The organism is Sphingomonas sp. (assembly GCF_019749955.1).
GTDB lineage: Bacteria > Pseudomonadota > Alphaproteobacteria > Sphingomonadales > Sphingomonadaceae > Sphingomonas.
Map to the genome: position 1 here is coordinate 1 of NZ_JAIEPC010000108.1, position 7,462 is coordinate 7,462.

At 66.4% G+C, this 7,462-nt stretch carries 6 protein-coding genes; 5 read left to right on the forward strand and 1 reads right to left on the reverse strand.

The features are described 5' to 3' along the window. The coding region (locus tag K2W81_RS15625; protein ID WP_273513940.1) for a metal-sensing transcriptional repressor at window positions 1-245 on the reverse strand (245 nt) is incomplete at its 3' end. A gap of 90 nt (window positions 246-335) precedes the next feature. Between K2W81_RS15625 and K2W81_RS15630 the strand changes: the two genes are divergently transcribed. The 5 genes from K2W81_RS15630 to K2W81_RS15650 form a co-directional block, all read left to right on the forward strand. Further along, window positions 336-1,661 carry an MFS transporter gene (locus K2W81_RS15630; protein WP_273513941.1) on the forward strand — a complete coding sequence of 442 codons (1,326 nt, stop codon included), beginning with the start codon at window positions 336-338 and terminating at the stop codon, window positions 1,659-1,661. A gap of 113 nt (window positions 1,662-1,774) precedes the next feature. Continuing rightward, the gene (locus tag K2W81_RS15635) at window positions 1,775-2,050 is read left to right on the forward strand and encodes a hypothetical protein (RefSeq protein WP_156437687.1); all 276 of its coding nucleotides are present in this window, start codon (window positions 1,775-1,777) and stop codon (window positions 2,048-2,050) included. Window positions 2,051-2,107: 57 nt separating this feature from the next. Continuing rightward, window positions 2,108-3,367, forward strand: a complete 1,260-nt coding sequence (locus tag K2W81_RS15640) for a TolC family protein (protein ID WP_066478302.1) — start codon at window positions 2,108-2,110, stop codon at window positions 3,365-3,367. Next, on the forward strand, window positions 3,364-4,509 hold the full coding sequence (locus tag K2W81_RS15645; RefSeq protein ID WP_066478299.1) for an efflux RND transporter periplasmic adaptor subunit: 1,146 nt from the start codon (window positions 3,364-3,366) through the stop codon (window positions 4,507-4,509). The genes K2W81_RS15640 and K2W81_RS15645 overlap by 4 nt, the downstream gene beginning before the upstream one ends. Further along, the coding region (locus tag K2W81_RS15650; protein WP_273513944.1) for a CusA/CzcA family heavy metal efflux RND transporter at window positions 4,506-7,462 on the forward strand (2,957 nt) is incomplete at its 3' end. The genes K2W81_RS15645 and K2W81_RS15650, both read left to right, overlap by 4 nt.

Genomic DNA, 7,462 nt, shown 5'->3' on the forward strand with positions numbered 1-7,462 from the left:
AATTGCTCGATCGCCTGCTGCGGGCCTTCGCCTTCCTCGGCGTGGACGAGGCAATGGTCAATATGATCGTTGATCAGCGCACGCTTCGCGCTGGCGATCGCATTCTCGACCGCCTGCAGCTGCTGGGCGATGTCGACGCAGGGGCGTTGCTCCTCGATCATGGTAACGATGCTGCGAAGGTGGCCGGTCGCCCGGTTAAGGCGCTTGACGATCGCGGGGTGGCTGGTGTGCGCTGTATGGGCCATTTTGAGTCCCTGACACGTCATGACGGACGTGTCCACCATATCCCCCATGGGGGATAGACAGGCGGCCAGAATCAGCGGATAGGGGCGCCCATGCTCGCAGTCCTCGCCAACCGCACCTATCGCCACCTATTCCTTGCGCAGATCATTGCGCTGATCGGAACGGGGCTTGCGACGGTCGCGCTTGGTCTGCTGGCCTATGATATCGCGGGCGGCGACGCGGGCGCTGTGCTTGGCACCGCGCTCGCGATCAAGATGATCGCCTACGTCGGTGTCGCGCCGATCGCTGGTGCCTTCGCCAACAAGGTGCCCCGGCGCGCGCTGCTTGTTGCGATGGACATGATCCGTGCCACCGTTGCGCTGTGCCTGCCGTTCGTCACGCAGGTCTGGGAGGTCTATGTCTTGATCTTCGTGCTGCAGTCGGCGTCGGCAGCGTTTACACCGACATTCCAGGCGACCATCCCTGACGTGCTGCCCGAAGAGCGCGACTATACGCGGGCGCTGTCGCTGTCACGGCTTGCCTATGACATGGAAAGCCTGACCAGCCCGATCCTCGCGGCGGCGTTGCTCACGGTCATCAGCTTCCACTGGCTGTTCGCCGGGACCGCGATCGGCTTCGTCGCTTCGGCACTATTGGTAGTGTCGACCACCTTGCCGCGACCCAAGCTGGTCGAGGACGCGGGTGGCATCTACGACAAGACGACGCGGGGCACGCGCATCTACCTCAAGACGCCACGCCTGCGCGGCCTGCTTGCGCTGACCCTGGCGGCGGCAGCGGCGAGCGCGATGGTGATCGTGAACACGGTCGTGATCGTCAAAGGGCTCGGCCTCAGCCAGCGCGACGTCGCGCTGACGATGGCGGCGTTCGGCGCGGGCTCGATCACGGCGGCACTGACCTTGCCGCGCATCCTAGATCGGGTCGCCGACCGCACCGTAATGTTGATCGCTGCCGCTCTTCTGACGCTAACACTTGCCGCGATGGCACTGGTCACCGTGACCATGGGAACGGCCGACAGCTATTGGTACATTCTGATCGCAGGATGGATCGTCATGGGCCTGGCCTATTCGGCAAGCGTTACGCCTTCGGGTCGGCTGTTGCGCCGGTCGGCCAATGCCGACGATCGCCCCGCGCTGTTCGCGGCGCAGTTCGCGCTCAGCCACGTCTGCTGGCTCTTCGCTTACCCCTTGGTTGGGCAGCTCGGCGCGCGGGTCGGCATGGCGGCAGCGTTTGGCGCGATGGCGGCCATCGCCGGTGTGGGCACGCTGGCTGCGGTCCGGCTCTGGCCGGCGAACGATCCCGACGTTGTCGCGCACGAACATGGCGACCTTTCGGCCGACGATCCGCACCTGAAAGAGCATGAACGCGGGGATCATGCCTTCGTGATCGACAAGCGTCACCCCGATTGGCCCAAGGCGTGAGCGCGTTTCCCTTGCCGCAGCGCAGCACTCCGCATACACTACCCGGTGTGGCGCTCGTCCGATCCCGATCCGCCCCTTGGGGGTTCCTGCTCGCTCTCCTCGCCTTGATGACGATGAGCGCCGTATCGACATGGCACAATGCCAGCATTCACGACGACGACGCGGTCCACGCCGTTTCTGTCGCACACGAGCATGAGAAACAGGATTCGAGCGATCCCGATGGCGCCGTGCACCTTACAGCGCACATGGTGGGGCAGAGCCTCGCAATGCCTGATACAGCCGTCGCCCACATCTATGAGGCGTCATTCACGACCAACTGGTCGGTGCCGCGTTCAGCCCTTAAAGCTGGCATCGATCCAACATCTTTACTGAGACCACCAAAGGCCTGATCCCTGCCGCGCGCTGGGGGCGCGCCCGAGTCCAACTCGTGCAAGGATCACATCTCTATGACTGGCTTTATCAGCCGACGGCGCCTTGCGGCGCTGTTCGGCGGACTCGCGGGCATGACGCTGGCGGGTCCGGCGTGGGCCGACCCCGCGCCACCCTTCGCTCTGTTGCTCAAGCAAGCCGAGCAATCTCCCCGCCTCCAGGAGTTGGCCGCCGACGTCGATCGTGCGGCGGGCCTGTCGGACCAGGCGCACGCACGCCCCAATCCATCCGTGAGCGTCTATGCCGAGAACTTTGCCGGCTCGTCGCCCTATGCCGGGTTCGACCGGACCGAGACGACGCTGCAATATAGCCAGCCGTTCGAGCTGGGCGGCAAACGATCTGCGCGCATCGCTGCTGGCGAAGCCGGGGTGACAGCGGCGCGCGCGCGAGGCCTGCAAGGTCGCGTCGCCTTTGCTTATGATCTTGCGCGGGCCTATGCCGCCGTCGAACTCGCCGATCGGCGCATCGCGATTGCCGAGGACGAAGTCGAAGAGGGCGAAGCCGACCTGAAACTCGCCCGCGCGCTGGTCGAGGCAGGCAAGGAAGCCCGCCTCCGCGCGCTGCAAGCGGAAACCGAACTCAATGCCGCCCGTGCCGTGCTCGAAAGCACGCGGGCAGCGCGCACAGCGGCACTTGCCCGGCTCTCCGCGCTGGCCGGGGTGGAGACCCCCTTCACCGGTATTTCGGACTCGCTGCTCGATCTGCCCCAATCACGCGCCGCTTACGGCTCGGCCGATCCGCTCCGAACCACCGGCTATCTCGCCGCGCTGGCCGATCGGGAGGCTGCTGCAAAACGTGCAGCGTCGGAGCGCAAGCGTGCCATGCCGGACATTACCGGGCAGATCGGCGTGCGCAGGCTCGATCAGGACCGCGCGACCGCGCTGGTCGCCGGCGTTTCGTTGCCGCTGCGCCTGTTCGATCGCAACCGGGGCAATATCGCCGCAGCCGACGCCGAGCTGCGCGGGGCGGAGGCAAGGGCGGCGGCGGCACGGCTTGAAGCGACCGCCAATGTTCGCAGCGCCGTCGCGCTGGCAGAAGCCGCCGACGCCCGCGCCATCGCCGCAGAACGGACGATGGCGACGGCGGAGGAAACCTATCGGCTTGCCCGCATCGCCTATGAAGCGGGCAAATCGCCCTTGAGCGAACTGCTCGTCGCCCGCCACGGACTGGGTCTGGCGCGTGGCGTCGTCGCCGATGCTGCCGCTGCCCGTTTCGATGCCCGTGCCCAACTCGCCAGCCTGAACGGCATGGCCATCACCGGAGACCCGGTCCAATGAACGACAAGACACGCCTTTACACCGGGGCCGCGATCGGCCTGGCCGCCGCGCTCGGGTTCGGTGCCGCGCGCCTGACCCAGCCAGCGCCGCCCGCGCCCGAAGCGATGGCGACGACGCCGAGCGCGCCTACTGACGCGGTCGAGATCACGCCAGACGGCATCCGCATTTCGGCGATCACCGTCGCGGCCGCCGCATCGGGCGAACTCGACGCGGCGATTCCCGCGTCCGCCACGGTGGAGGCGACCCCCGATGCCGAAGCGGTGCTGACCGCGCGCGCGCCCGGCACCGTCATGCGCATCTTCAAGCGGATCGGCGATCCGGTCCGAGCGGGCGATACGCTGGCGCTGGTCGAAAGCCGCGACGCCTCGACGATCGCCGCCGACCGTGCTGCCGCTGCGGCGCGCGTGTCGCTGGCCTCGAAGCAGCTGGCGCGTGAGCGGTCATTGCTCGCGCAAGGCGTTTCCGCACGGGCCGATTATGAGACCGCGCAGGCAGCACTTGCGGTCGCACAAGCCGATGCAGGACGCGCCAGCGCAGCGGCTGGCGCGGTGCGGCTGGCGCGAGATGGCCGGTCGATCGCGGTCGTCAGCCCAGTGACGGGTCGCGTCACCGCCGCGACTGCGAGTCTCGGTCAGTTCATTGCGGCCGAGACCGAGCTGTTCCGCGTCGCCGATCCGTCGCGCCTGCAGATCACCGCCAGTTTGCCGCAAGCCGACGCGCCCCGCGTCCGCACCGGCGACCGGGTGGAACTGACCACCAGCGACGGACAGATGATCACAGGGCGGGTGCGCTCGACCACGGGCGTGGTCGACCGCGAGACGCGCGGTGCGACGATCGTGATCGAGCCGGGCGCGGGCGCCAGCCTGCTCGTGCCGGGGCAATTGGTTCAGGCGCGCGTCTTCGCCAGCGGCGGGGCTGCCAAGTCGGGCGTGATGGTGCCGCAGGACGCGGTCCAGACGATCGGTGATCGCCGCGTGGTGTTCGTCCGCACGCGGAGCGGTTTCAAGGCGCAGACGGTTCAGGTCGGCAGCCGCAGCGGCGGGATGGTCGCGATTGCGTCGGGCATCAATCCCGCAACGCCAATCGCCACCACCAATGCCTTCCTCCTCAAGGCCGAGATCGAGAAGGAGCAGGCAGAATGATCGCGCGCATCCTCTCGCTCTCGGTCCGCATGCGATGGCTCGTGGCCTCACTGACGCTGGTGGTCATTGCCTTTGGCGCGTGGCAGATCACCATGCTGCCGATCGACGCCGTGCCCGACGTGACCAACCGCCAGGTCCAGATCAGCACCTTTGCGCCGACGCTGGGCCCGGTCGATATCGAAAAGCAGGTGACGTTCCCGGTCGAGACCGCGCTGGCGGGCATTCCGGGGCTGGAAATGACCCGCTCCTTCTCGCGCAACGGCTTCAGTCAGGTGACGGCGGTGTTCACCGATTCGACCGACGTGTTCTTCGCGCGCCAGCAGGTGACCGAACGCCTCGCGCAGGCGAAGGATAGTCTACCCGCCGGCATCCAGCCGAATCTCGCGCCGCTGAGCACGGGGCTTGGCGAAATCTTCTTCTATTCGGTCGCGTTCCGGCATCCTGACGGCAAGGGCATCAAGCCGGTCGATGGCAAGCCCGGCTGGCAATCGGACGGCAGCTATCTGACGCCCGAGCGCGAGCGGCTGACGACCGAACTCGCCAAGGCGGCGTATCTGCGCACCGTGCAGGACTGGATTATCCGCCCCCAGATGCGCACCGTGAAGGGCGTTGCAGGCGTCGATTCCAACGGCGGCTATGTGAAGCAATATCTGGTCGAGCCCAATCTGGGCGCGCTCGCCGCTTACGGCCTGTCGATCACCGAACTCGCCGATGCGCTCGAACGCGCGAACATGTCGGCCGGCTCGAACTACGTCCGCCGCGCGGGCGAGAGCTTCCTGGTCCGTGCCGACGCGCGGCTGAAATCGATTGAGGACATTCAGGACGCGGTGGTGGCGACACGCGCCGGCACGCCGGTGCGCGTGCGCGACGTTGGCGAGGTCGTCATCGGCGGTGCCGTCCGCACCGGTTCTGGCAGCCGCATGGGATCGGAGGCGGTGATCTCGACCGTGCTGATGCTCGTCGGCAGCAATAGCCGGATCGTCGCCAATGCGGCGGGCGACAAGCTGACCGAGGTCAACCGGTCGCTGCCACCTGATGTGTTCGCAGAACCCGTCTATAATCGCTCCAAGCTCGTCAACGCGACGATCGCGACGGTCGAAAAAAACCTCGTCGAAGGCGCGCTGCTCGTCATCGTCGTGTTGTTCCTGCTACTCGGTAACATCCGGGCGGCGCTGATCACGGCGGCCGTGATCCCGATCACGATGTTGATGACCGCGGCGGGGATGAACGGCCTCGGCGTATCGGGCAATCTGATGAGTCTCGGCGCACTCGATTTCGGGCTGATCGTCGATGGGGCCGTCATCATCGTCGAGAATGCGCTCAGGCGCCTCGCCGAACGACAAGAGCATGAAGGCCGCCTGCTCACGCGCGAGGAGCGGATGGCGGAGACGACGCTCGCCGCGCAGGAGATGGTGAAGCCGACCCTGTATGGGCAGCTCATCATCTTTTTGGTGTTCGTGCCGTTGCTCACCTTCCAGGGCGTCGAGGGCAAGACCTTTGCGCCGATGGCGATCACGCTGATGCTGGCACTTGCCGCCGCCTTCGTGCTGTCCTTGACCTTCGTCCCGGCGATGATCGCGCTCGTCATTACCGGCAAGGTGAGCGAGACCGAAGTCAAGCCGATCCGCTGGTTCAAGGATCGCTATGCGCCGCTGCTGGCGCAGGCAGTGGCGCGGCCCTTGCCGTTTATCGCGACTGGCGCAGGTGTGTTCGCGGCGGCGGTGCTGTGCTTCGGCTTGCTCGGTGAGGAATTCATGCCGCAGCTCGACGAGAAGGACATCACCGTCACCAACTTCCGCGTACCCTCGGCGTCGATCGACCAGTCGACGCAGATGCAGCTGCGGATCGAGGATGCGCTGAAGACGCTGCCCGAGGTGGAGCTGGTCTTTTCCAAGAACGGCAATGCTGACCTCGGCACCGATCCGATGCCACCAAACGCGTCGGACACTTACGTGATCCCCAAGCCGGAGCATGAATGGCCGGCCGACGTGCGCAGCAAGGCCGACATCCTGACCCGGATCGAAGCCAAGATGAAGCCGCTGATCGGCAATCGCACCGAAATCCAGCAGCCGATCCAGATGCGCTTCAACGAGCTGATCGCGGGCGTCCGGTCGGACGTCGCGGTGAAGCTCTATGGCGACGACCTCGACCAGATGACGCAGCAGGCGCAGCGCATTGCATCGACGCTCCGCGCGATCCCCGGTGCGGCCGATGTCAGCGCCGAACAGACCGACGGCGCGCCGACCTTCGACGTGAAGATCGATCGGCCCTCGGTCGCGCGCTACGGCCTGTCGGTCGAGGAGGTGGCGAACACCGTTGCCGCCGCGCTTGGCGGGCGCGAGGCGGGGTTGCTGTTCGAGGGCGACCGGCGGTTCTCGGTCGTCGTCCGCCTTGCCGACGCGCAGCGCGACGATCTGGAGACGCTGGGCGCCATCCCGGTGATGCTGCCGACGATGGACGGCCAGATGGCGCGCTCGATCCCGCTGCGCGAAGTAGCGAAGTTCAGCTATACGCAGGGGCTGAACCAGATCAGCCGCGAGAACGGCAAGCGCATGGTCGTCGTCCAGGTCAATGTGCGCGGGCGCGATCTCGGCGGGTTCGTCACCGAGGCGCAGGACAAGATCGGCAAGCTCGATCTGCCACCGGGCATGTATACGGCGTGGGGCGGGACATTCGAGAGCCTGCAATCGGCGCGTCTGCGATTGATGATCGTCGTGCCGATCTGTTTTCTCGCCATTTACGGCCTGCTCTATATGGCGCTCGGCGGCTTCGTGCCGGCGGCGATCGTGTTCAGCGCGGTCCCCATGGCGCTGGCGGGCGGTGTATTCGCGTTGCTGCTGCGCGGTATCCCGTTCTCGATCACAGCCGCGGTCGGCTTCATCGCGTTGTCTGGCGTAGCCGTGCTCAACGGGCTCGTGATGATGAGCGCGATCCGCAAGCACCGCGAGGACGG

Bases quoted from the DNA above. Each gene is read 5' to 3' on its own strand.
- K2W81_RS15630 (WP_273513941.1), top strand. From the start codon at position 336: ATGCTCGCAGTCCTCGCCAACCGCACCTATCGCCACCTATTCCTTGCG.
- K2W81_RS15645 (WP_066478299.1), top strand. From the start codon at position 3,364: ATGAACGACAAGACACGCCTTTACACCGGGGCCGCGATCGGCCTGGCC.
- K2W81_RS15635 (WP_156437687.1), top strand. From the start codon at position 1,775: ATGAGCGCCGTATCGACATGGCACAATGCCAGCATTCACGACGACGAC.
- K2W81_RS15640 (WP_066478302.1), top strand. From the start codon at position 2,108: ATGACTGGCTTTATCAGCCGACGGCGCCTTGCGGCGCTGTTCGGCGGA.